Source organism: Bifidobacterium tissieri (genome assembly GCF_002259645.1).
Classification (GTDB): Bacteria; Actinomycetota; Actinomycetes; order Actinomycetales; family Bifidobacteriaceae; genus Galliscardovia; species Galliscardovia tissieri.
In genome coordinates, this window is sequence record NZ_MWWV01000005.1 from 1 (window position 1) to 25513 (window position 25513).

Genomic DNA, 25513 nt, shown 5'->3' on the forward strand with positions numbered 1-25513 from the left:
GCCTCGAACCTCGCGTACGAGGACCTGGGCCGCTTCCTCGGCTCGGGGCGCACCAGGCCCGCCTGCTTGAGGATGCGGTGGATCGTGGAGTTCGCCGGAGGCCTGACGCCCTCGCGCTCCAGCCTGGCGGCGATGGACTCCGGCCCCGAGTCCAGACCGGCGGCGTCCAGCTCGCGCCGGAGCGCGACGATCCGCTCCCTGGTCTCCTTCCCGGTCCTGTTGGCGATACGGCGCGCGCGCCTGGAGCGGGGCAGGAGACCTTTCTCTCCCTCCTCGCCGTACCTGCGTCTCAGCTCGTTCGCCCACTGCCTGGTGACGCCGTGGCGCCGGGCGGCCTCGGCGACCGGCATGCCCGCGAGGATCGCGTTGACGATGGCTTTGTTGCGCAGGAACTCGCTACGGGCCGCGGGGCCATCATCATTGGAATGCGCTGGTGTCTGCTGCTGTGATTGTGTGTCCATACACCAATCAACCAGCACCGACCTGTAAACCATGCCCCGAGACATACGTCAACCATGCCCTAGGACACCCCGTCAACCATCCCCCGAGACATACGTCAACTATCCGCTCGAACTAGACACGTTGCAATTCCAACACCGCTCTTTTTTAGTGTGATCACACTAAGGGAGAGTGGTGTTCGGTATGCGGGCATATTTTGGGATGTGGGATGTGGTGTGCTGGTCGCCGTATGACTGTATGAAATTGCGTCACGTGGGCCGAGGCGCGTCACGTGGGACGGGCGGCCCGTGTGACGATCGCTCAAAAACGTTGCAATTTCAACGTTCTTCATGACGGCTTATTTTGGGTGCCCGTCCCGTGTGACGTAACCCGGCCCGTGTGACGGTAAAACCCGGCCCGCGTGACGTCAGCTGCGGTGGTCCGCGTCGACCGACCCCGATCCCACCCACAGAATCAACACCCGATGCCTAGTTGTCAAGAGAATCGGCGAATCATGCTGAGAGTCGAAATCAGGTCCACCTCGATCCGGCCTGTGGAATTATACTGACTTTGGATTGGCGACTACGGGGCCGGCGACTGCTGGGCCGACCGCCCGCGCCGCCACACCCAATCATCGTCATCATCCGATGCGAACGGCAGATGGCCGAAGCGACTGATGGTCGGAGGCGGTAGATGCGCATGATCGGGCGGATTTTCACACGAGACGTTCTTCGACTCCTCAGAAATCCCGTCGCCATTGTCATCACGCTCGGCGTTGCGCTCATCCCATCCCTGTACGCGTGGTTCAACATCGTCGCCAACTGGGACCCGTATTCGAACACCGGCAACATCCAGGTGGCCGTCGCGAATACGGATGCCGGCACCCACAACGATCTGGTCGGCAAACTCAACGCCGGCGAACAGGTCGAACAGCAGCTCAAGGCCAATCATGATCTCGGCTGGCGGTTCGTCAGCGAAACCCAGGCCAAGGCCGGCGTGGAATCCGGCGAATATTACGCCGCCATCGTGATCCCCAAGGATTTCAGCGCGCAACTCGTCAACACGATCGAAGGTTCCGGTCAGCCGAGGATCACCTATTACGTCAACGAAAAGAAAAACGCGATCGCCCCCAAGATCACCGACACCGGTGCCAGCACGATCGACGAACAGGTCAACCAGACCTTCATCTCCACCGTCGCCACCACCGTGGTCAACGCGGTGAAACAAGCCGCCGCGAATACCAGCGACAAGGCCGGCGACACTCGCACCGCAATCGACAATGACCTCGACCAAGCCTCCACCGACCTCGCCGACGCGCAGAAGGCGATGACCGACACCGCAGCAACCATCGACGCCTCCACCAAGGCGCTCGACGACGCCAACACCACACTCACCGCGCTGACCAACCAACTCACCAGCACCCAGACCGCCCTCGCCAACGCCAACACCGCACTCGGCGAAACCCGCAAGGAATCACTCGGCTTCGCCAACACCCTCGACTCCACGCTCGGCACCGCCGCCGTCAACCTCAGCGGACTCGAGGTCTCGGCCAACAACGCGGCGGGCGGCATCAGCGGCGGGTTCACCACCGTGCAGACCACCATCGACCAGACGCTGAACGGCCAGGATTCCGCGCTCTCCCAAGGTCGACAAGCCATCTCGAACGTGCGGCAGACCGTCAACAACGCCAACCTCCCGGCCGCGCAGAAACAGAACATCCTCGACCAACTCGACAAGCTCGACAACCAGCTCGTCGACCAGCAGAATCAGGCCACCAACTTCCGCAACAGCGCATCCACCATTACCGGCTCCGGCATCACCGCCACCCAGAGCATGGCCAACGGCGTGACCACTCTCACCCAGAACGGCGTCGCCACGCTCACCGATACGCGCGGCAACCTCAACACCACCGTCATGCCATCGCTCCTCGCCGCCATGGACTCGTTCTCCGCGTCCACCGGCAGCATGGGCGGCACGCTCGGCGGACTCAACTCCACCATCGGCCAGACGCAAACCATCATCAAACAACTCAAATCCACACTCACCAGCACCAAATCCACGCTCGCCGACACCGGCAAATCCCTCAACGACGTCAAAACCGGCCTCGACACCACCCGCACCGATCTGGCCGCACTCGAAAGCTCCGACATCTGGCAGCAGCTCAACACCCGGCTCAACCTCAACGCCACCGAGGCCGGCGCGTTCATGGCCTCACCCGTCAACCTCGTCACCACCACCGTGTACCCCGTGGCCAACTACGGTTCGGCCGTCACCCCGTTCTATACGAACCTGGCGCTCTGGGTGGGCGGATTCGTGCTCATCGCCATCTACAAGCTCGAAGTCGATAAGGAAGGCCTGAACCACGGCAAGCGCGTCAACGCCATGCAGGCCTACATCGGCCGCGGACTGCTGCTCGTCAGCGTGGGCCTCATGCAGGCGCTCATCGTCACCATCGGCGATCTGATCATCGGCATCCAATGCAAGAATCCGGTGGCGTTCGTGTTCTCCGGACTCGTGATCTCATTCGTCTACGTGAACGTGATCTACGCGCTCGCCGCATCGCTCAAGCACATCGGCAAGGCCGTGGCCGTGATCCTCGTGATCATTCAGATCCCCGGATCGTCGGGCATGTATCCGATCGAAATGATGCCCGACTTCTTCCGTAATCTCTATCCGTTCCTGCCGTTCACCTACGGCATCAACGCCATGCGCGAGACGATCGGCGGCGCATACGGCTCGCACTACTGGCACGATCTCGGTTCGCTGCTCTGGTTCCTCGCCGGCGCGCTGATGCTCGGACTCGTGGCCCGCCCGTACCTGCTCAACCTCAACGCGCTGTTCGACCGTCGCCTCGGCGCCACGGATCTGATGGTGGCCGAGAAGAACAACATGCTCAACGAACGGTTCAAGCTCACGTCGGTGATCAAACTGCTCATGGGCGTGGACGAGGTCCGTCCGCAGATCCGCCGCCGCGCGCACCGCTTCTTCAAGCTGTATCCGCATCTGATCCGTGCGGGACTCGCGCTGATCATCGTGCTGCCGGCCCTGTTCCTGGTGCTGATGTTCAGCGTGGAGTCGAAGATCGTGATGCTTACCGCGTGGATCACGTCGATCATCCTCATCGACATCTATCTGATCGTCGTGGAATACATGTATGAAAGCTTCGCGCGTCAGTTGGGCATCAGTGCGATGGACAGCGATGCGCTGCGCAAGGCGATGTCCCGTCGATTCCATATTCCGTTGCCGTCGTTGCCGATTCCGCCGATGCCGTCACTGCCGGATTTGGGTGGTCGACATCACGGCGCGCATACGGCCGGTGGTGCTGGTTCGGCTGGTGCTGGTTCGGCTGGTGCGGGTGCGCACGCTGCCGGTGCGGGTTCGGGTGCGGATGATCCGGAGAACGACGATGTGTTCAAGGCACTGCGTGCCGCCCGGCAGGCCACGCCCGGCGAGCCGATCGACGATGCGCATGACAGTGGTGTGCATGACAGTACGGCCGCATCGCATGGCAGCGGTCATGGCGGTGCAAACGGCACTTGCGACGGCAATGCGAACGGCACTCACGACGGAAAGGAGACCCGCTGATGCGCAACATCCTGCAGATCTTCATCCGTGACGTGCGCAACGCCGTCAGCAACGTGATCGGTGTGATCGTGACGATGGGTCTGGTGATCGTTCCATCGCTGTACGCATGGTTCAACATCGCCGCCAGCTGGGATCCGTACAGCAACACCGCCAGTCTGAAAGTTGCCGTCGCCAGCGCCGACAAGGGATACCAATCCGACCTCATTCCCGTGAAAATCAACGTGGGTGAGACCGTGATCTCCACGCTGCGCGCCAACCATCAGCTCGACTGGGTGTTCACCGACCCCGACAAGGCCGAGGACGGCGTGCGCTCCGGCGACTATTACGCGGCCATCGTGATTCCCGAAAGCTTCAGCGCCGACATGATGACCCTGTTCTCGCCCAAGGTGAAGCACGCGAAACTCAAGTACTACACGAACGAGAAGATCAACGCCATCGCGCCGCACGTCACCGACGAAGGTGCCGACACGATCACCAATCAGATCGACAGCACCTTCGCCAAAACCATCGGACAGGTGGGACTCGACCTGGCCACCACGCTCGCCAAATACGCGCAAAGCGACCAGATGCAGAATTATGTGGCCAACGCGACCGGGCACATCAACGCGATGGGCGACCAGCTCGCGTCCGCGTCCGCGCAGACCGCGTCGTATTCGAAACTGCTCGGCGCGACCGAGGGCATCATCGACTCCACGTCGAACCTGATCAACTCGTCCGGGAGTGCGGTCGCCGACGCGAAAAACGGACTGAATCAGGCGCAGGACGGCGTGAAATCGCTGGATGGCGCACTGTCCGGTGCGGCGAACACGTTGAGTGCGGCGCTCAGTCGCAGTGAGCAAAGCTACGATTCGGTGAGCGGTCAGATCGACACCGCATTCGACGCGATCGGCACGCAGTCGGACGAGGCGGGGAAGCAGCTGACCGATCTGTCCGGCAAGGTGTCCAGTGCGGCGGACGGATATCAGTCGCTGATCGACGCGCTCAACGATATGAAGAACGCGACCGGTGGTTCGGGTGGTTCGGGTGGTTCGGGTGGTGCTGGTGGTGCGAACGGCGATGTGCAGACCGCGCTTGACGACGCCATCACCGCCGTGACCAACGCGCAGAAGGCGCAGAAGGATCTCGCCGGACAGCTCTCCAACGCCGCCGGCACGATCAACGGCACCAGCGACGACGTCACCGCCAAACGCAACGATCTCAAGAACCAGATCGCCGATGCCAAGAAATCCGTCACCGACGTACGCAACACATACGACAGCGGACTCAAGCCGAAACTCGCCGCGCTCGCCGACTCCATCGACACCGTGAACTCGCAGACCCGCGGTGTGGCCGACGGCGTGAGCGCCACGGTGAATGATCTGAAGAACGTCTCCGGCAGCGCCAACACGTCGATCGCCGGCATTCGCAAGATCCTCGACAGTGCCACCCGGCGACTCGCCTCGGCGGGGGACAGCATGCACGAACTGGGCAAGCAGATCGCGGGGATCGCAGGGAGTGGGGACGGAACTGGAACCGGTGATGCCGGCGCGAACGGCGCGAACGGTACGCAGTCCGACTCGAACGGGGACTTGTCCTCGTCCACGGATTCGTTGACGTCCGCGCAACTCGATCAGCTCGCCAATCTCGACCCCGACGCGCTCGCCACGCTGTTGTCGTCGCCGGTGAGCGTGAACCGCGTGGCCGTCTACCACATCGCCAACTACGGTTCGGCCATGGCGCCGTTCTACACGATCCTCGCCATCTGGGTGGGGTCGATCGTGCTCGTCGCCATGATGAAGGTGGCCATGAGCGATCGCGGGCGTAAGGAGGTGCTCGCCGCCACGGGCGCGCCGCGACTGCGTCTGCACCAGCAGTATTTCGGACGCTATCTGTTCTTCATGCTGCTCGCGCTGCTGCAGGGTGCGCTGGTGGGACTTGGCGACCTGTATTATCTCGGTATCCAGAGCGAGCATCCACTGCAGTTCCTGCTCGTGTGCGAGGTGGCGGCGATCGTGTTCTCCAACATCACGTACACGCTGGCGCTGTCGTTCGGCGATATCGGCAAGGCGATCGCGGTGGTGCTGCTCGTGATGCAGGTGGCCGGTTCGGGTGGCACGTTCCCGATCGAAACGCTGCCGCCAGTGTTCCGCGCGCTCTACCCGTTCCTGCCGTTCCCGCACGGCATCGCGGCCATGCATGCGGCCATGGCGGGCGCGTTCGGTGCGGAGTTCTGGCGTGAGACGGCGCTGTTGGCCGCGTTCATCGTGCCGTCGCTGCTGCTGGGACTGGTGCTGCGCAAGCCCGTGATCCGCCTCAACGACTGGATCATCCGCAACCTCGAAAGCACGAAACTCATGTAGGCGTCACGTGGGCCGGCTTGCCGGTTGCCGGTTGCGTTACGTGGGCCGCGGTCACGTAACGTGGGCCGTGCGCGGCCCACGTAACAGTTGGTAAAAACGTTGCAATTCCAACGATTTGTTGATACGTTACGTGGGCCGTGCGCGGCCCGGCTAACGGCCCACGTAACGCACGCGGCCCACGTAACGCAACAACCCGGCCCGTGTGACGCACTCACGCGTGCACCACGGCCTCACTCCTCCGTCAGCGGCGTATGCAGGAACTCAAGGATGCGCTTCACATACTGCTGCATGATCTCGTTGCGCTCGGTGGTCATTTCGTGACGCGACCCCACCAGCCGCACCAGCTGCACCGGGCACCCGCCGGCCCGCACCTGCGCCGCGAACTTGTTCTGCGGCTTGGGCAGCACGTACGTGTCATTCTCCGCTTGGAAGATCAGCAGCGGCGTCTCCACCTGCTCGCACGCCGACTGCCGCATGATCGACTTGTACATGCGCAGTCCCTCGCGCACCCAGCCGAACGTGGCCGCACTCGTGTGATATTCCGGATGCTTGAGCCGCAGATCGTGCACCCAGCGAGCGCGCGGCAGACTCAGCGTGCGGTAGAAGTCCTCGTCGAAGTCCTCGCTGAACGCCTTCTGCCCGGGTGCGGCGTGCTGTCCGAGTCCGATTGCGCAGGCGAGTTCCGCCACCGTGGGCGCGATCCAGAGCGGCATGCCGGATTTCAGTGCGATCATGGGCGCGCTGAGCACCGCCTTGTCGATGATCGTGGGATAGCGTTCCAACATTGCTGCCGCGATTCCTCCGCCCATGGAATGCCCATACAGGTAGATCGGCTGTCCAAGCGCGTAGTCCTGACCGATGGTGGAGCAGAACTTCGCGAGATCGTCCACGTATCGGTGCCAGTCGTCGATCCACACCAGGCTTTCGTTGTCCACGTCGCGTGGCGAGTATCCGTGACCGCGATGTTCGAGAATGCACACGCTGAACCCGTCGAGTAGCAGATACCAGGCGAGTTCCGCGAATCGTTCCGCGAATTCGGTGAATCCATGCGAGATTACGACCGCGCCGCGGAATGTCGCCGTGGCACCATTTTCCCGTATGGCGTCGAATTTGGCGGAGTCGTAGCACACGTAGTGTAGTTTGCCGGGCGTTGGTGCCGGAATGGTGTGGGCGCGCGACGGCTCCATCCATCCTTCCCTGCGGCATGCGGCCAGTGCGGGCAGCACGGTCCGGTCCATGGTTTCGGCGTAATGACGGTCGTCGATCAACTGCACTTCCATGCTTTCGAGCCTACCGTGGGGGCTGACATGCCGTCGGACTTTATCCATGAGTTGTTTCATGGACGGGCGATCGGGAACCAGGTCCTTGTTTGTGGGGTTGTGCTGGGTCTTGGGTGCCGGAACCGTTTTCCCGTTTCCCGCTGGTAGGAAGTTGACAAGAATATGCGAAAGCCGGCATTTCAGTTCAACGGGAAGCGTTGCCGTGGTGTCCTGTATGCGGCGAACCCAGCCCTCTTATTCCTCTCATTTCAGCGGGAATGCCGGATGATAGGATCGACATTCCCGTCGCACGTATCCGACTGCCCGATTGTCCGCACACCGGATTGTTCGTCGTCCCGCACGGCATGATGAAAGAGAATCCTTGCAATATCGCCGAGACGAGACCGCACGGGAACGTCGCCTATTCGTCTATTGTGTGAGTCGAGGTGTCGTTGTCATCGGGGTTGGCGTCGATGTGTTCGGTGGTACTGACGTTTTCAGCGCCGTCGTCGTGCCCGCTATAGGGGCTGTTCGTTTCATGGTCTTCGTGGTCGTCTGTTTCGCGACTGTCCGTTGTCGACTCGTCGCGGCGCTTTCGGCGGTCGGCGTCGCCCACGTATCGCAGCTGGGGTTTGGCCTCCATGCGGGACAGGCCGTTCCATGCCAGATTCACGATGTACGCGGCGAGCTGCTCCTTGCTCATCTTGCGATGTGTGGCCCAGTACTGGCCGGTGAACACCATGAGGCCGACGAGCATCTGCGCGTAGTAGGGCACGCCCTTGGCGGGGATCTTGTGCCGTTTGAATGCGCGCACGAGCAGGTCCTCCACGCGGATGCTCACGTCGCCGAGCAGGGAGTTGAACGAGCCGGACGGATCGGTGGTCGGCCGATCGCGCGCGAGCACCTGGAATCCTTCGGTGTGCTCCTCGATGTAGTTGAGGAACGCCATGGCCGCGTTCTCCACGATCTGCCGCGAGCCCTGGGCTGGCGCGGCGAGCGTGTCCATCATCGCGCCCGTGAGCGTCTGCATCTCGCGGTCCACCACCACGGCGTACAGCCCTTCCTTGCCGCCGAAATGCTCGTATACGATCGGTTTGCTGACCTTGGCCGTGGCGGCGATCTCCTCCACGCTCACTGCCTCGAACCCCTTGGCCGCGAACAGCGAGCGCCCTACGGTGATGAGTTGTTCGCGCCTCTGCAATGCCGTCATTCTGCCTGTTCCGCTCATGATCTTTAGTGTTTCACGCCGGTTTGACTCGGGTGGATGGGGGTGTGAATACTGGTCTGATGTCAGAGGTTTTGGTGGGTGTCAGGGGAGGTGGTTCAACGTTTGTCTCGGGATGTAGACAATCAGCGATGATTATGGGTGTTGACGGGGGAAAAGTCGCGGCTGCTGAGAGAATTAATCCTATGCCCATGCTCCTCGTGTTTCTGTTCTGGATCGTCCTTGTCGTCGTGCTCGTTGTTGCCGTGTTGCGCTACGCCCGACAGGATGCGCACCGTACTGACTTCTTCTACAGCTACGACAAGCGGAACGAGGAACACAAGCCGCGCGTGGTGAGCACCAAGGTGGCGTTTCAGCCGTCGGGTGACGCGAAGCGGGGGGCTTCCAATCATGAGTCCACGTCCGAGACGCCGGTGTATGTGAATCATTCCTCCGTGGTGGAGGTCCACGGCATGCGTCGCGCCGATGGGCTCGATGAGCATGATGAGCCTGAGGGCGGCGACGGCAAGTAGGGCCAGAACGATCCGATAGAGCGTTAATAGAGCGCTAGCACTAACGGTGCAGTGAAACGGTGCAGTGAATCAGACGTGACCATGGTGCGTGTTTCTCCGGGCATCGATATTCGGCTCAGCTGTGTGCGCGTGGGCAATATGGACTGAACGTCGGGGCCGGATTCTAGGGGTTGGGTTCTATCTTCGAGTTCTGTGCGGATTGCGGGGGCTTGCAGACATCAATCTTCAAGTTCTGTGCGTCGAGAATGGGAAAACCTGAGTAGAGGCGTTGGAATTTCAAGACACATACTTCGTTTTCTCGCCGTTGTCCGCACAGAACTTGCAGATTGGTGTCCGCACAGGGGCTGAATCCGCACAGAACTCGAAGATTGGTGCCGAAGCCGCGGGGCACCGGGCCTCGGGTGGTGGGGGACCCTGGTTGTGCCTGACTTGGATTTGCCGTCAACTAGCCGAATCGGTCGGTCGGGCGTTTCTTCCGCCGATGTTAGGGTGAAGGCATGGATCAAATGACATTGTGGATTATCCTTGGCGTTGTCGCCGTGGTGATCATTGCGGCCGTTGTTGCCGTGGTAATGAAGAAGAAGGGTACTCCCGCCGAGGCTCCGGCGCCGGCGGTTCCGGCCGTGCAGCCTGAGCCGACACCGGCGGCCCGGACCGAGCCCGCCGCAACGGCGGAGAAGAAGGCGGCTGATGAATCCGCCGCCGAAGCTCGCGAGGAATCCGAGCCTGAGACCGAGGGGAAGCTCGCGGCCCGATCCGAGGTCCCAACCGCCGAGCTGGACGCCGCTGAGAAGGCCAAGCCGGGTGCTGCGCCGGGATCGGCTTCCGAATCCGAGCTGGACGCCTCTGCCTCTGCCTCCGCCGCTGAGCCTGAGCCGGCCCCGGTCCCTGAGTCCGAGCCCGCTCCCATCGCCAAGCCCGAGCCGGCAGCTTCCCGCTTTGAACGCCTCAAGGCCCGTCTGGCCAAGAGCGCGAACCCGTTCGGCAAGGCCCTGTTCTCCATTCTTACGCAGGACAATCTCTCCGAGTCCGATTGGGAGGACGTGGAGGATACGCTGCTGCTCGCCGACGTGGGTGCCGAAGCCAGCGAACAGCTGGTCGACGAGCTGCGCAAGGACGCCCGCATCACCGGCGAAAAGGACCCGGAGGCCGTGCGCGCCATGCTGCGCGAGAAGCTGCTCGACCTCGTGGGCCGTGACATGGACCGCTCGCTGGTCGCCTCCCGCCCCCGTCCGACCGGCGCCGGCCCGTCCGTCATCATCATGGTGGGCGTGAACGGCACCGGCAAGACCACCACCGCCGGCAAGCTGGCCCGTCTGTTCGTGGCCGAGAACAAGAAGGTGGTCATGGGTGCCGCCGATACATTCCGTGCCGCCGCCGCCGATCAGCTCGAGACGTGGGGCAGCCGCGTCGGCGTGCCCGTGGTCCGCAGCGACAAGGACGGCGCCGACCCGGCTTCCGTCGCGTTCGAAGCCGCCAAGGTCGCCAAGGAGCAGAACGCCGACGTGCTCATCATCGACACCGCCGGACGTCTGCAGAACAAGTCGAATCTGATGGACGAGCTGGGCAAGATCCGCCGCGTCACCGAGAAGACGCTGCCCGTGGAGGAGGTGCTCCTCGTCCTCGACGCCACCACCGGCCAGAACGGCATGACCCAGGCCAAGGTGTTCGCCGAGGTGATCGGCATCACCGGCATCGTGCTCACCAAGCTCGACGGTTCGGCCAAGGGCGGCATCGTGATCAGCGTGCAGAAGGCGCTGGGCGTGCCGGTCAAGCTCGTCGGCCTCGGCGAAGGCCCGGACGATCTGGCCCCGTTCGACCCCGAAGGCTTCGTCGACGGCATCCTCGGCTGAGCCGGGGTTCCTGGCCCGGACCCTTTCAACACCAACGTCCCGTTCACAGCGACACCAGTCCTTCGTGAACGGGACGTTTGCATTTCACCGGCCAGGGACCGACGACAGCTATAACCGGTATCCAGCCTTGTGACAGTGGCTGTGTGGGCCCGATGCCGGAATGAGGTGATATCAGCAATCTCCAAGTTCTGCAAAGAGCCGTAATTACTTCAGAACTCGAAAATTGATGTCGGCGTAGGTGCTGGACTGCACAGAACGCGAAATAACAAATAGCAATTGGGGTCACGGACCCGAACTCGCCCCCCAACTCCTCCGAATATCGTGGTGAACGCCATGGTGCCATTGCGTTTTCCATAGTCTGAGCCTATGTAACGGTCTCAGTTCCGGTTAACACCTCCGTAACACTATGTAATCGAGCGGGTAATCCAAGCGTCGTTTCATACAACCGTTGGCTTTCATGACCCGACTTGCGACATCGACCGCGCACAACGCATACCGATCGTCACACGTCATGAAAGTCGAAATAGGTTACTTTCAGTCGGGTTCGCCCGGCTCATATGAACAGGATCGCCGGCGCGTGCAGGGCCGAGCGACCTGCAGAGAGGGAGGTAGACATGGGTGACGCAGGCAATGCAGCATGGATGTTGACTTCAGCGTCCTTGGTTTTCCTCATGACGCCTGGTGTGGCGTTCTTCTACGGCGGCATGGTTCGTGCCAAGGCCGTGCTGAACATGCTGATGCTGTCCACGGCGGCTCTGGCCGTGACCGGCGTCGTGTGGACGTTCTGGGGCTGGTCGATCGCCTACGCCGGCACTGACATCGGCGGTATTTTCGGTGATCCCGCCACCGGATTCCTGCTGAAGGACACGATGGTCGCCACCGACGGCGTCTGGGGCTCGGTTGACGGCGGTGCCGATGCGGCATACCCGCCGAGCATCAACGTCGCATTCCAGGTCACGTTCGCCATGATCACCGTCGCGCTGATCACCGGTGCCCTCGCCGAGCGCATCAAGTTCAGCACGTGGATGATCTTCGTGGCCCTGTGGATCACGTTCGTATACGCTCCTATGGCCCACATGGTGTGGAACCACGGTCTGCTGTCTCCCGACGGCGCCATCTCCCAGGCCATCGGCGCCGCGGCGCATGATTTCGCAGGTGGTACGGTCGTTCACATCAACGCCGCAACCGCCGCTCTTGTCACCGTGCTGATCATCGGCAAGCGCAAGGGCTTCGCCAAGGAGCCGTTCCGTCCGCACAACGTTCCGTTCGTGATGCTCGGTGCCTTCCTGCTGTGGTTCGGCTGGTTCGGCTTCAACGCCGGTTCCGCCTTCGCCGCCAACGGCGTTGCCGGCTACACGTGGGTTTCCACCACCGCCGCCACCTCCGCCGCAACGCTCGGCTGGCTGTTCACCGAGAAGATCCGCTCCGGCCACTACACCGCCATGGGCGCCGCTTCGGGTATGGTCGCCGGTCTGGTCGCCATCACCCCGGCCGCCGATGTGGTCTCCCCGCTGTGGGCCATGGTCCTCGGCTTCATCGCCGGTATCCTCTGCTGTTTCGCTGTCGGTCTGAAGTTCAAGCTCGGCTACGATGACTCGCTCGACGTGGTCGGCGTGCACGGCGTCGGTGGTCTCACCGGTACCATCCTCATCGGCTTCTTCGGCGAAGGCACCGGCCTGTTCGCCGGTGGCGACTACAAGCAGCTGCTCGTGCAGATCGTCATCGCACTGGTCGCCATCCTCTACTCCGGCGTGCTCACCGCGATCATCTCCTTCGCCCTTGAGAAGACCGTCGGCTGGCGCGTCACCGAGGCCCAGGAAGTCGGCGGTGTCGACTTGGCCGATCAGGGTGAGCGTGCTTACGATTTCGCTGGTACCGCCAGCTCCATCCTGAAGGGAGTGAAGTGAAATGAAGCTCATTACCGCAATCATCCAGCCTCATAAGCTCGACGAGGTCAAGGAAGCGCTCGCCGCCGCAGGCGTGCACGGTCTGACCGTCTCCGAGGCCAACGGCTACGGCCGTCAGCGCGGCCACACCGAGATCTACCGTGGTGCCGAATACACCGTCGACCTGATCCCGAAGATCCGCGTCGAGGTGCTGTCCGACGACGCCGACGCCGAGACCCTGGTCGACGTGATCTCCAAGGCCGCAGGCACCGGCACCATCGGTGACGGCAAGATCTGGGTCGCCCCGCTCGACTCGGTCACCCGAGTCCGCACCGGCGAAACGGGTTCCGCCGCGATCTGATCCAGGATTTCAGGACGGTTCCCACACCGCTCTGATTGGTGAAAACAGTCCCCGTGACGGCTCGTCCGCCACGGGGATTTTCCATACCCATTCCATATTTTCCATATCCATTCCATCCGTTTTCGTTTGTTGTGATTGTCATCGTGATTTCCCTCACGATTTTTCTCAGTTCTTACGTTCTAAGGAGAACAATTGGCTTCTGCGGTTGATGGGCTCAAAACACGACTGGTGGCCGCCAGTCAGCCCGACGACGACGGCGTCTACCGCAACGGCGCGGCAAAACGTGCCGCCCGCGTGGAGATCGTCCTCGAATCATTACGGCAACTCTGGTCGGACGCCATCGCATCCATGGGCGCCGACGCCCCGGATCACGGCGTGGGACTCGCCGCGGTCGGCTCGCTCGCCCGACGACAGATCGGCCCCTGCTCCGACCTCGATCTGGTCATCATCTACGATCCGCATGCGATCAACGACCATAATGTGACCACGCTCGCCGACAAACTCTGGTATCCGCTGTGGGATTCCGGACTCGACCTCGACCATTCCGTACGCACACGTCAGCAATGCGAAGCCGTCACCGACAACGATCTGCCCGCCGCCATGGGCTGGCTCGACGTGATGCCCGTGGCCGGCGACACCGAACTGATCCGAAAAACCGCCGACTCGATACTCGAACGCTGGCGCAAGGCCGCACGCAAACGCCTGCCCGAACTCACCGACTCCGCCAAGCAGCGATTCGACCGGTTCGGCCAGCTGCCGTACCTCAATCAACCAGACATCAAGGAGGCGCGCGGCGGTCTGCGCGACACCGTACTCGTCTCCGCGCTCGCCACGTCATGGCTGGCCGACCGCCCGCACGGCAGCTACGACGACGCCGTGGAACATCTGCTCGACGTGCGCGACTGCATCCACTTGGCCGCGAACAAGGATACGAATATGCTGCTGCCCGCCTATCAGGTGGACGTGGCACGCATGATGGGTCTGAGCGATCCGACCATTCCCGACGAGGACCAGCGGGCCGCCGAATCCATCGAAAACATGCAGACCATCCTGGCGCGATACGGTCGTCGCATCGCGTTCGCTCTGGACTCCACGGCGTCGCGTGCCGCGCATTCGCTCACGCATGAACAGCCGCGATTCTCGTTCTTCCAGATCTTCCAGCCGCGCGGTGGCGGACGTCGTGAAGCGCCGACATTCGACATCATCGCGCCCGGCGTGGCCCGGCATGAGGGCGAGGCCGTACTCGCACCTGGTGCCGATCCCAGCGCGGACAGCACGCTCGCGTTGCGCGTGGCCGTGGCCGCCGCCGAACACGATCTGCCCATCGCGCCGGGTACGCTGACCAATCTCAAACGCTGCCCGATCCACGACCGCGACTGGAACGACGACAGCCGGTCGGCATTCGTACGGCTGCTCGCCACCGGCCCGGCGCTGCTGCGCACGTGGGAGGAGCTTGATTTCGTTGATATTCCGGGCCGTTGGATTCCCGAATGGCTGGGTATCCGCAACCGTCCGTCCGTGTCCGCAGTGCACCGGTACACGATCGACCGGCACATGCTCGAGGTGACGTCACGACTCGACCGCACGTCGCCCACCGGCGAGCGCTACGACGACGAGCATTACACGGTGCTGCTCATGGCCGGCGTTCTGCACGACATCGGCAAGCGTCCGCGTATCGTCGATCATGCGGCGGAGGGCGCGCGTCACGTGCCGGTGATCATGAAACGTATGGGGTTCCCGCAGGATCAGATCGACATGACGACCACGCTGGTGCGTGAGCATCTGACGCTGTCCGACTTCGCGTCCGGCAGGAGTCCGGATGACGATGCGGCTGTGGATGAGCTGGCCGCGCGGCTGGGGAACGATCCGCTCATGCTTGACATGCTGTTCGACCTGACGCGTGCCGATGGGTCGTCGCTGGGTGCCACGGCGGGGGAGACCATCACCAAGAAGTACGGCTGGTCCAAGTGGCGTGCCGCGCTGGTGGGTGCCATGTATTCCGCCGCCCGTGCCGCTGCCGCTGGTGCTCGTGCGGGTGCGTGAGTGGCAGGGGCGTGAGTGCATGTGGTGCGCAGAGCATGCAAGCGCCGCATGGGTTCTCCGGTGTTTGTTTGTTGCATGCGCATGGCAGACAAGCACGGACGCTGTTCCCCGATGCTTGTTCTACGTACATGTGCGTCGTTCGAGTACTGTGCCGCTTCCCCGATGTTTGTATGACGTACATATGCGTCCGATGAGCATCGAGGATGATCTCTGGTGTTTGATTGCCGCGTGTGTACGTCAAACAAGCACCGGAGCTGGCGTGGGGTGCTTGTTTGACGCATCGATACGTTGTGCGAGCCAGTTAGTGCGAGCCAATTCCTTAGTGTGATCACACTAAAAATGGAGGGTGTTGGAATTTCAACGTTTTGAAGCCATGCGCCGTTAGTGTGAGCTCACACTAACGGGTTGGAGGCTCACACTACCGTGGGTGTGGGTGTGGGTGTGGGTGTGGGTATGGGCATGGGTGTGGGTGTTAGCCCGCGGCGGCTACCGCATCCAGATGTCCGATCGGGCGCGCAGGCCGTTGGCCACGCCACGTCCGCCCATGAGCACCACGTTGAAGGCGAGCCACAGCACGGCAGTGCGCGCCACATCGCCGGGAATCAGCGGAATGCCGAACGCGACCAGCAGTCCGAGCGCCACGATGTAGGCCACGGCGGTGATGGTGCACGTGGCGGCCAGATACCGGAAGTCGCGCGCGCCGATCAGGATGCCATCGAGCGCCATCATCCATCCCTGCAGCGGGAAGAACACGCCCATGGTGACCATGCCCACGGCGGTGAGGAGCTGGATCTGCGGATTCGGCGAGAAGAAGTGTCCCGCCGCCAGCCCCACCACGGCGAACGCGATTCCCACGCCAAGCCCCACCACGGCTCCGGCACGCCCGGTGCTGCGAGTCAGGGCCCGGGCACGCTTCCAGTCGCGGGCACCAAGTGCCGAGCCCACCAGCGTCTGCCCGGCGATGCCCACGGAATCCAGCATGTTCATGGCGAAGTTCCACGACGAGTTCACGGCCTGGAATCCTGCCAGTACGTGCGTTCCCATGCGTGCGGCGCTCGCCACGGTCATCACCATGGCCGCGCGGATGGCGAGCGTGCGGATGAACAACGGCAGTCCGTCCCCGCCGGCCGCCATGATTCCGGCGAGTTGTGGCCGCAGTGTGACGCCGTCGGCCTTGGCCCACAGCACCGCCGGTACGACCAGGAACAGTCCCATGAACCATTGCGCGATCAGCGTGGCCGATCCGGATCCGGCGATGCCCCAGCCGAATACGAGCACGAACAGGACTTCGAGCAGTGTGTTCACCACGGCTCCGCTGACCGCCGCGATCAGAGTGATCCGTACTTTTTGCAGGCCGCGGAAGATGCCGTTGGCCGCGTAGACGAGCAGCATGCCGGGGGCGCCGAGCACCACGGCCCGGGTGTAGGTGACTGCTTGGTCGAGCACGTCGCCGCGCCCTCTGAGCGCATGGCAAAGAGGTTCGGCGAACGCGAACAGCGCTACTCCGAGCGCTACTCCGATCAGCAGGGCGAGCCAGAGACCGTCGATTCCGGCCTGCAGTCCCTCGCGCCTTCGGCCTGCGCCGAGCAGATGCGCCACCTGCGCCGTGGTGGAGTAGGCGAGGAATATACACAGGCCCACGGCGGTGAGAATGATGGTTGAACCGATCGACAGTCCTGCCAGCGACGCGTCGCCGATATGTCCCACGATGGCCGTGTCGATGAGGATGAACGTGGGTTCGGCGATCAACTGCCCGAAGGTGGGAATGGCCAGCGCCGCCAGTTTCCGCGCGGTTCCCGTTTCCGGTTCGGCTTTCGATGTAGGGTCCTGATCCGTCGTTCGCCCGGCATTGTTTCCGGTTTCTGCCTGTGTTTCCGTTTCCGGTTCGTCAGGTTTCCCTTCCCGCATCATCTCTCCCCTCCCGTTAGGCCGTATTTCTTCGTGATCGTCGCTCCGCCTATGGTATTACCGGACTGCGTACCGGACTGGATCGTGTCCCGGACTGGACCGGTCCTCGCATCAGACTGGACCGTGTAACAATGAGTGAACAATTGCCGCTGGAACCGACCGTGAGGATCATGTCATAGCGGAGAGCATGCCGCAGAGGAGATCATGTCACGCTGATCCGTTCGTCGCACTGACCCAATGCATCGGCATATTGCCGTATGGTCGCGCGCCCTGCCGTCCTGCTACCTGCTGTCCCCCTGCCGGACGCCTTGCTGAGCGCTCCTGCAGAGCGACCCGCCGTCACGCTGCGCCATTCTCGCATACCGCGATCGTCGTCCGCATATATTCCGTCTTATATCCCGCACGCATCCACAGCGAGTCCCATATAGGCATCGGTTCAGCCGTCATCGACAACCGCAACAGCGTACAAATCAAACAGGAAAAACCGAACATAAGAAATGTTAGATTTTATCCCGAAGCGCCCAATACCATATATTTGGATGTTGGCAACTTCGATAGGTGACGTCGGTGAATTATCCCCAGGTTTTCCACACAGTTATCCCCATGATGTGGAAAAGTGGGTGAATTATCCACGGGGACACGCCTAAAATGTGGATAACTTACGATTTTTATCCACAACCGGTGGATAAGTCGGTGTACGACTGGGGATATCCTCCGCTCAAGGTTACGCACCGGTAAACGCAACATGCCATCCCCGTTCAGTCCCATACCAATACCTGCTGCGATACCTCGGTGCCCGCTGCCTTACTCCACACTGGATCCGTGCACGCTTACCATGTTCACAACCAAGCTCCGGTCCGGTCGTTGTCAGATCTGCGGATACGAAAACGCCCGCACGGCCTCTATTCGCCAAGAATCGAGGCCGTGCGGGTGTCTAATACGTTGCGGATTTATGACTGTAAGTGCTGGAACGTTGTGAATATTGCTAACGCTGTGAGTGCTGTGATTGCCGCGAGTGCTGGTGACGGAGACCGTCGCAATAAACTGATGCGCAGTTTCCCCTGCAATGTGCGGGCGCGCGAAATCGCGGTCGCGCATAACCGCGGTTCGCACGCGTCTGGCTTGCGGCAACCTCACACTTGCAGCAGCCTCACAGCCTCACAACCTCACAACCTCACAAGACCGCAGACCTTACAGGATCTCCGGGTCGATGGTGGTGGGGGAGGGCTCCTGCGGGGCGGCCGGCTGGGGGTTCTCCGCCTCATTGACTGCGGTCTCCGGGTCCACGCCGGCCAGGCCCACCTTGAGGTAGCCGTCGCCGTAGCGCTCCCACATCATGATTCCCACGAACACCACGCGACCGATCGTGTGGATCGACGGCAGGTTGTTGTCATCGGTGAGCATGGCGCTCCAGTAACGGAGCTCTCCATCACGGAAGTCGATCTGGAAGTTGCCCTGCACCAGACCGTAGTTGGCGCGGGCGGTGTACTCGGCCAGAGCGTGCATGTTCTCCGGATCCTGCGGATCGCCGCCGAACTGCGGGAATGAGACCACGCTGAAGTTGTCCTCATCCACGAAGATACGTACAGTCACGTTACGCACCTTGGAATGAATGTTGATGCCGAACTGGAAACGACCCTCGTCCGGGAACTCGTCGTAGTGCAGTCCGTCAGAATCGAGGTATTCCTTGACTCGTGCGTACAGTGCGGATGAAAATGCCATGTTGGCTCCTTCCCCCTGCAGTCGCGCCGGCCGTGTGCCGGCAACGGAACGACGGGCATCTTCGCCGTCGTCCGCATGACCGCTGTTGTTAATTCCCATAGTAATGGCCCGCACAAACCGCGGTACTTTTCTGCCACCGATGGGTATCGGATCCGCATCTCAAGGGGACAGGCACAAAAAAGAGATATCTCGGCGTGCAGATCATGTCCCATAGTGGTCATCATGTTCCATGAAAACGAACGGGGGCATCTTTGATGCCTATCTGTGATATCGTCGAAATCATCATATCGACCTATTCCCTATTGCTCCGAAGTCAAATGATGGTGTAACGACTTTTCTGCATGAGGCTGGTATGAAACGGATGTCCGGACGCACGGGAAGGGCGTGATCATGGTATGGTTCGGTATGTTACGGGGAGTCAAAGAGGACAAGGTCGCCCCGGAAGGAAGCATGCGGATCTATGAGGATGCCCGAAAGGTCTACGCCAACCAGCCATTGGACAGGTCCGCCAATGGCGATCGGATCGCTCGCCTCCGATCCGTGATCGAGGCAATGGATCGCGAGACGCATGCATGGCATGAGGGCCGGAATGTGAATGAGTTCAGCTTCAGCATTCTCAAGAGCGCGTATCTGCTTATGCGGAATGAATCGGTGCCGACGCAATGGCAGCCGACCGCGTTTGACCTGTACTATCTGCTCAACGGCCTGTACCAGAAGTGGAACGGGGCGGACCCCTCCGCGATTCTCAACACCGGCAGCCACGCTAACGATATCGTGTATCTGTTCACCGGGGCGGTCACCTCCGATGAATGGACGCGCTGCTTCGTCGACATGTTCCAACAGCTATCTCGGCACAACCGAGCTCAGACCCGAGACGGTATGTCGTTGATGGCCGCATTGCGGAAACTGTGTGAAAGCCAAGGACTGACGAGCCGTGACCACCATGCCGACGGTGTGACGACTCGTGTGTCCCGCGCCGGTCATGATGACGAGTCCACTGTGCGACTGATGGACGATCGGATGGGTACATGTACGCCCGGCGATGCCCCGACGGTGAGGGTGGCTGAGGAACCGAAGTCGGTGCCTCTTCGCAAGCCGCGCCGTCGCGATGCTTCGGCGCAGCCCACCGTCGAACCGCAGAATGCGCGGACTCTCGTCGAACAGTGGAATGTCACGCAAACCGAATGGCAGACCACCATGCGGCAGATGCAGGGCAGCGCCCGCGACCTTGTCAAGAGCATGCGTGATTTTCAGGACCATTACATCGTTGAGGAGTCCATTGCGCACGCACGGCAACTTATCGGAATCTACACCCTTCTCGACGGACAGTACGAATACCAACGCAAAGCGCTCGCAGGCAAAAACGAGAATGGGGTCCCATCTCCAGACGGAGACTATCTCAAGGCCGTGGAAGCCCTTCGTGTGATTCGGAACACAGTGCAGCGCCAGCTGAATGTGTGCGGCGTCACCGTGGTTCGTTCTCGGCCGGGAACGTCGTATGATCCAGAGCTGCACGAGATCAACGGTGTCGTCGGCGGGACCGTTGAGACTATGAATCCCGATACTGCGACGGTCTCCATGAGCGTGGCGCCGGGATTTCATTCCGATCAGTTCGCACAATTGAATCGCAAGGAATTCGTCGTGCTTGCCGTAGAACGCTGAACGACGACTGAGGGCCATAAGTCCGGACGAGGCAGCGACGTTGCTATGCCGCCAGAGACACGATGTGAAGTAAGAGAAGGACAGGGAACAAGACATGAAGATCGGCATTGATTTCGGTACGAGTTTCTCCGAAGCCGCAGCCGTTGACGAGGAACTGGGCACCGGCACGACGGTATTCAAGCGGCAAAACGACTATGCCGTGCCCTCAGTGTTCTACTACGGGCGAGAGCGCGGCGTGCTCACCGGCAAGGAGGCCGAGAAACGAGCCTACGGCAAAGAGTCAGAACAGGTGGTGCGTGCGATTAAACTCCAGCTCCTCGACGAGCAAGGCGGCATTGCCGCGCGCATGATCGATGGACGACAGTTCAGTTCGGTGCAGATCACAGCCGCGATCCTCAAGGAGGTGGCCAAGCTTGCCATCAGCGTAGGGGCGCAAAACGGTTTCGACGATAGGATCGAGGGCGTAGTGCTGTCGGTACCGGCCAAGTTCACGGATATGGAGAAAGAGATCATCCGTCAGGCGGCGCGTCTGCCACTGGAGGAAGGCGGCCCGGGACTGAACGTGATCGGACTGATCAAGGAGCCGGTGGCGGCGGCGCTCGACCATTTCCGCCAAAGCTTGAACGACGATACTCGTGTGCTGGTCTACGATCTCGGAGGTGGTACGTGTGACGTTGCCATGGTCGCAGCCGACGGTAGTAAGGACACCAGATTCGATGTGCTGGCTTCCGAGATGGAACGTTGCGGAGGCCGGGACTGGGACAATCGTTTGGAACGATATCTCATCAAGGAATGCGAACGCGAATATGGGCCGTTGGAACTATCTCCGATGGACCGGAACCGCATTCGGAACGCCGCCGAACAGGTGAAATGGGAGTTGTCGGATAAAGATACGGCGACATCCGTGCTGTACCTGTCGAACGGGGAAACGTATGAGATCGATGTGACCCGCGCCAAATTCGAGGAAATCACCCGCGATCTTCTGGAGAGGACGATGGCCAAAGTGGACGAGGTGATTGCCAAGGTGGACGGCGGTCAGGTGCAGCGCATCGTCTGCGTTGGCGGATCGTCGAACATGCCACAGGTGAAGGCAGCCATGCAACGACGGTTTCCGAATCTGCCGGTCATTGTGGAGCATCCCGAATATGCGGTGGTGTCCGGTGCCGCGTATTATGCGCAACATTGCAACCCGAACGCGCGTGACAATTCGTTCCTGCGTGACCGGGCTCCTCTGTCGTACGGCGTTCGCGCCCATGAACACATGGGTTCCGACAGATGGATCATCTCCAATCAGATTCGCAAGGGCATGGTGCTGCCGGCGACCGGCGTTAACACATACGTCACGCACGCCGACGGCACGGAGATGAGGATTCTCGTATTCGAAACCGATGAGAATGCCGAGACCAGCGAGGTATATAACTCGCTCAGCGATAAGGCCATACTCGAGGTGAAGTTTGACTTCGGCGTGAAAATGCCCAGAGGAACAAGGGTCAACGTGACGATGACATTGAACACCGATGGGCTGCTGGAGCTTGAGGCCAGGGACGAACATGGTCATGTCACGCAGGGGAAGACCCGGATCTCCGGCGATGGATTCGAATTTCAGGTATAGGAACGGACGGACAGCCATGATGCTGCACAGGATCCTGCGGCGTCACGACAATATGAGGAAGTGGGGAACATGATGAAGAGTGTGAGTGCGGAGACACGTGTGCGCAGGAATCCGGATCGGTATCTTCAGGCCGTGTCGTACGTGCGGCACGGGCTGAATTGCGATACGGCGGAGGTCGAATGGAGCCTGGGCGATTGCCTGTACGTGCAATCGAATCCGAGTCGCGCCATTTTCGCGGTCAGCGCCGGATACGGTAATAGGCTGAAGGGTGCCATCAAAATCATCGAAATGTTCTCTGAGGACCTGTCTCATCCGCTGACGGACGAACAGAAGACCAAGTGTGTGCGCAAGGCTAGCTTGGAATGGCGGCTCATGGAGAACCTGCGAGGGCAATCGCACATCGTGCAGATCTGGGCCCACGCCACCGTGCCATGGCGGGATGGCGATTGTTCCGGGCAGGATCTGGTGATCCTGATGGAATACCTGCCGCAGACGTTGACGAAGACCATCGAAGATGGTCTTGGTCCGTACGATGAAAACAGGATCATCGCAGTGGGACTTGATCTGTGTGAGGGACTGCTGCAGTGCGCCACCGCGTCGATGAGGACCGACGACGAGATGAAACATATTCTGCATCGTGACGTGAAGCCGGCCAATATCTTCTACGATAAGAACGGTAAGTGCTACAAACTTGGTGATTTCGGTATCTCGCGTCTGCTCGCCGATGGCGAGAATGCTCCTACGGCCGTGGCCACCATGCCGTATGCGGCACCGGAACGGCTACGGCATCAGCCGTATGATTCACGCGCCGATATCTACAGCGTGGGCATCATCCTGTTCCGCATGTGCAATGATGGGGCCTTGCCGTATGCCGGTCTGTCTCAGGAAAAGGCGATGATTCGTCGGTGTACCGGCCCATTGCCCGAACCTGCCCATGGGAGCGCGGCATTATGTGAGGTGATCGCCCGAGCCACTGCGGTGCGGCCGGAGGACCGGTATCAGAACGTCGCCGATCTGCGGCAGGCGTTGCAATACGCGCAGCACAATCCGCAGGGTCATGTGGAGAAGCATCCTGTGCAGGAGCGTCCGGAGTCCAGCGAGGACGTGTTCGGCGAGAAGCGTGTTCGACTGCGTCAGGATGGCGGCGCGACTGTTCCGCGGAATGACGCGGCGGGCGAGACCGAGAAGATCGCCACGGAAGAGAACTCGAATGTGGTCCACGACGGATCCACGCGAACCCGTTTGATGGATACGGTGCCAATGCCTGAGGAAAAGCCTACAAGGAAGATGCCGAATCCACGATACCCTCAGGCGAAAAGCGAGCAGGACGACATCGCCACGTTGGATGTCGAGGAGTTCCTTCATCGCCAGCGGGAAGACGGCGGGCCGCGTGGCGTGCGCAGTACGAATCGTGCAGCCGATGACGGTCCCAGTCCGGTGGAGCGGTCGAAACGAGAGCGTCGCAGGCAACGCAGGAACAGGATCCTTGCCATCATTCTGGCGGTGCTGGTGATCGGAGCCGTGTGGAAGATAGGCGGCGGGTATCCGTTCTCCGCGGCTTCTGTGCTGAACGCAGACGCGGGCGTCGACACGATGGATGCCATTATGGCTTCCCTGTGATCGTGATCTCCCTACAATCGTGAGTATGGCAGAACAGACGTTTGAGAGGAACGAGCGCGGGGATAACGCCGCGCGCTCCGAGCGCACGGATCGTGACCCGATCTTCGACCGCGTCCCCCCGCACGACGACAACGCGGAAATGGCCGTGCTCGGCGGCATGCTCATGAGCAAGGACGCGATCGGCGAGGTCAGCCAGATGATCGACGTCACCGACTTCTATCAGCCGAAGCATCAGACCGTATACGAGGCGATCATCACGCTGTTCTCCGCGTCGCAACCGGTGGACGCGGTGATCGTGGCGAACGAACTCCTCAAGGAGGGCAACCTTGAGAAGGTGGGCGGCGCCGACTATCTGCACAGTCTGGTCGCCTCCGTGCCCACCGCCGCGAACGCCACGTATTACGCGGACATCGTGCACCAGCGCGCGATCCTGCGCAATGTGATCGCCGCAGGTACCAAAATCGCCCAGATGGGCTATTCGGCCGAAGGATCGCAGGCCGAAGACATCGTGAACCTCGCCCAGGCCGAGGTGTACGAGATGAGCGTGGGCAAGGTCCGCCAGGACTACGAGGCCATCGGTCCCGTGGTGGAGGAGACGCTCAACCAGCTCGACGCCCTGCAGAACGGTCTGATCCAGAAGGGCGTGCCCACGGGCTTCCGCGACATCGACGACGTGACGCAGGGCCTGCAGCCCGGCCAGATGATCGTGGTCGCCGGCCGCCCCGCCATGGGCAAGTCCACGCTCGGCATCGACTTCGCCCGCCACGCGGCCCTGCACGCGAACATGACCACCGTGGTGTTCTCCCTCGAGATGAGTAAGAACGAGCTCGCGCAGCGTATCATCGCCGCCGAAACGAACATCCCGCTGGGTGCGCTGCGCCGCGCCGACGAGATCACGCCGGAACGGTGGAACACGCTCAACAACTTCTGGGGCAAGCTCTCCAACGCGCCGCTGTTCATCGACGATTCGCCGAACATGAGCCTGATGGAGATTCGCGCGAAATGCCGACGACTCAAGCAGACCAACGATCTCAAACTCGTGGTGATCGACTACCTGCAGCTCATGAGCTCCGGCAAGGCAGTGGAATCCCGCCAGCAGGAGGTGTCCGAGTTCTCGCGAGCGCTCAAGCTGCTCGCCAAGGAGCTCGAGGTGCCTGTGGTGGCGCTGTCGCAGCTGAACCGTGGTCCGGAAATGCGTAACGACAAGAAGCCACAGCTGTCCGATCTGCGTGAGTCCGGTTCGATCGAGCAGGACGCCGACGTGGTGTTCCTGGTGCATCGTCCCGACTTCTACGACAAGGAGGATCGTCCCGGCGAGGCGGACATCATCATGGCGAAGCATCGTAACGGTCCGACGGAGACGTTCGGGCTGGCGTTCCTTGGCGCCAACTCCCGATTCCAGGACATGCCGCAGGACTTCCAGCAGGGCGTGTGATCGGTCGGTCGTGATACGACGATCGGCGTCGCAACGTGACGTGGAATTGGTAT

General features: G+C 61.4%; 16 protein-coding genes. 11 read left to right on the forward strand and 5 right to left on the reverse strand.

Features of this window, described 5'->3' with window-relative positions; all coding sequences use genetic code 11:
- The coding region (locus BTIS_RS04585; RefSeq protein WP_158216842.1) for a helix-turn-helix domain-containing protein at positions 1 to 461 on the reverse strand (461 nt) is incomplete at its 3' end.
- Positions 462 to 1137: 676 nt separating this feature from the next.
- Between BTIS_RS04585 and BTIS_RS04590 the strand changes: the two genes are divergently transcribed.
- Complete coding sequence (locus tag BTIS_RS04590) at positions 1138 to 4023, forward strand: YhgE/Pip domain-containing protein (protein ID WP_158216843.1); 2886 nt, start codon at positions 1138 to 1140, stop codon at positions 4021 to 4023.
- Positions 4023 to 6362: a YhgE/Pip domain-containing protein gene (locus BTIS_RS04595; RefSeq protein WP_094663125.1), complete on the forward strand. Its 2340-nt coding sequence runs from the start codon at positions 4023 to 4025 to the stop codon at positions 6360 to 6362. The genes BTIS_RS04590 and BTIS_RS04595 overlap by 1 nt, the downstream gene beginning before the upstream one ends.
- Positions 6363 to 6592: 230 nt before the next feature.
- Here the strand turns inward: BTIS_RS04595 and BTIS_RS04600 are convergent, their stop codons facing one another.
- Both BTIS_RS04600 and BTIS_RS04605 read right to left on the reverse strand, forming a co-directional pair.
- Complete coding sequence (locus tag BTIS_RS04600; protein WP_094663127.1) at positions 6593 to 7642, reverse strand: alpha/beta fold hydrolase; 1050 nt, start codon at positions 7640 to 7642, stop codon at positions 6593 to 6595.
- A 400-nt stretch (positions 7643 to 8042) separates the two neighbouring features.
- Positions 8043 to 8831 (reverse strand): TetR/AcrR family transcriptional regulator, encoded by a 789-nt coding sequence (locus BTIS_RS04605; RefSeq protein WP_169713056.1) that lies wholly within the window; start codon positions 8829 to 8831, stop codon positions 8043 to 8045.
- 200 nt (positions 8832 to 9031) lie between these two features.
- On the opposite strand from BTIS_RS04605, the gene BTIS_RS04610 reads away from it, so the two are divergent.
- From BTIS_RS04610 to BTIS_RS04630, 5 genes are all read left to right on the forward strand, one after another.
- Positions 9032 to 9358 (forward strand): hypothetical protein, encoded by a 327-nt coding sequence (locus BTIS_RS04610; protein WP_094663131.1) that lies wholly within the window; start codon positions 9032 to 9034, stop codon positions 9356 to 9358.
- A gap of 506 nt (positions 9359 to 9864) precedes the next feature.
- Entirely contained in the window at positions 9865 to 11211 is a 1347-nt protein-coding gene (gene ftsY, locus BTIS_RS04615) for a signal recognition particle-docking protein FtsY (RefSeq protein WP_169713057.1), read from the forward strand.
- A gap of 614 nt (positions 11212 to 11825) precedes the next feature.
- The gene (locus BTIS_RS04620; RefSeq protein WP_094663135.1) at positions 11826 to 13118 is read left to right on the forward strand and encodes an ammonium transporter; all 1293 of its coding nucleotides are present in this window, start codon (positions 11826 to 11828) and stop codon (positions 13116 to 13118) included.
- A 1-nt stretch (position 13119) separates the two neighbouring features.
- A complete protein-coding gene (locus tag BTIS_RS04625) occupies positions 13120 to 13458 on the forward strand; it encodes a P-II family nitrogen regulator (RefSeq protein ID WP_094663137.1) in 339 nt (112 codons plus the stop codon).
- Between the two features lie 192 nt (positions 13459 to 13650).
- Complete coding sequence (locus tag BTIS_RS04630; RefSeq protein ID WP_094663139.1) at positions 13651 to 15501, forward strand: [protein-PII] uridylyltransferase family protein; 1851 nt, start codon at positions 13651 to 13653, stop codon at positions 15499 to 15501.
- Between the two features lie 486 nt (positions 15502 to 15987).
- Here BTIS_RS04630 and BTIS_RS04635 read toward each other — a convergent pair whose 3' ends face one another.
- Both BTIS_RS04635 and BTIS_RS04640 read right to left on the reverse strand, forming a co-directional pair.
- A complete protein-coding gene (locus BTIS_RS04635; protein WP_211279427.1) occupies positions 15988 to 17412 on the reverse strand; it encodes an MATE family efflux transporter in 1425 nt (474 codons plus the stop codon).
- Positions 17413 to 18600: 1188 nt separating this feature from the next.
- Positions 18601 to 19131 carry a type III secretion system chaperone family protein gene (locus tag BTIS_RS04640; protein WP_094663141.1) on the reverse strand — a complete coding sequence of 177 codons (531 nt, stop codon included), beginning with the start codon at positions 19129 to 19131 and terminating at the stop codon, positions 18601 to 18603.
- Positions 19132 to 19581: 450 nt separating this feature from the next.
- Here BTIS_RS04640 and BTIS_RS04645 point away from each other — a divergent pair, with 450 nt between their 5' ends.
- From BTIS_RS04645 to dnaB, 4 genes are all read left to right on the forward strand, one after another.
- Positions 19582 to 20793 carry a hypothetical protein gene (locus BTIS_RS04645; RefSeq protein ID WP_094663143.1) on the forward strand — a complete coding sequence of 404 codons (1212 nt, stop codon included), beginning with the start codon at positions 19582 to 19584 and terminating at the stop codon, positions 20791 to 20793.
- A gap of 94 nt (positions 20794 to 20887) precedes the next feature.
- A complete protein-coding gene (locus BTIS_RS04650) occupies positions 20888 to 22405 on the forward strand; it encodes an Hsp70 family protein (protein ID WP_094663145.1) in 1518 nt (505 codons plus the stop codon).
- Positions 22406 to 22474: 69 nt separating this feature from the next.
- The gene (locus BTIS_RS04655; RefSeq protein ID WP_094663147.1) at positions 22475 to 24025 is read left to right on the forward strand and encodes a serine/threonine-protein kinase; all 1551 of its coding nucleotides are present in this window, start codon (positions 22475 to 22477) and stop codon (positions 24023 to 24025) included.
- A gap of 25 nt (positions 24026 to 24050) precedes the next feature.
- Complete coding sequence (dnaB, locus tag BTIS_RS04660; RefSeq protein ID WP_223848208.1) at positions 24051 to 25460, forward strand: replicative DNA helicase; 1410 nt, start codon at positions 24051 to 24053, stop codon at positions 25458 to 25460.
- Positions 25461 to 25513: the final 53 nt, after the last annotated feature.